The sequence below is a fragment of the Enterococcus sp. ARL09-542 genome, from assembly GCF_005234805.1.
Classification (GTDB): domain Bacteria; phylum Bacillota; class Bacilli; order Lactobacillales; family Enterococcaceae; genus Enterococcus_D; species Enterococcus_D gallinarum.
This window is the reverse complement of record NZ_QPQX01000072.1, coordinates 1-266: the sequence shown is the minus strand read 5'-3', so window position 1 is coordinate 266 and position 266 is coordinate 1. Positions and strand designations below refer to the sequence as shown.

Here is a 266-nt window from a genome sequence, read left to right as displayed (position 1 = left end):
CTAGTGGAAGATGCCCAAGGTTCGAAAGCCCCAATTGCCCGAATAGCTGACAAAGTTTCGGGTGTTTTTGTTCCGATCGTGATTGGCTTAGCGTTACTAGCAGGACTGGCATGGGTTTTCTTCGGACAAGAGTCGTGGATCTTTGCACTGACGAGCACTATTTCGGTATTAGTCATTGCCTGCCCCTGTGCCTTAGGATTAGCAACACCAACGGCAATCATGGGGGGAACTGGGAAAGGCGCCGAGAATGGTGTATTGATCAAAAG

At 49.6% G+C, this 266-nt stretch carries 1 protein-coding gene; it reads left to right on the top strand.

Translation table 11 applies throughout. The annotated features are described in order from the left end of the window. The coding region (locus DVW06_RS16955) for a P-type ATPase (RefSeq protein ID WP_446717782.1) at positions 1-266 on the top strand (266 nt) is incomplete at both ends.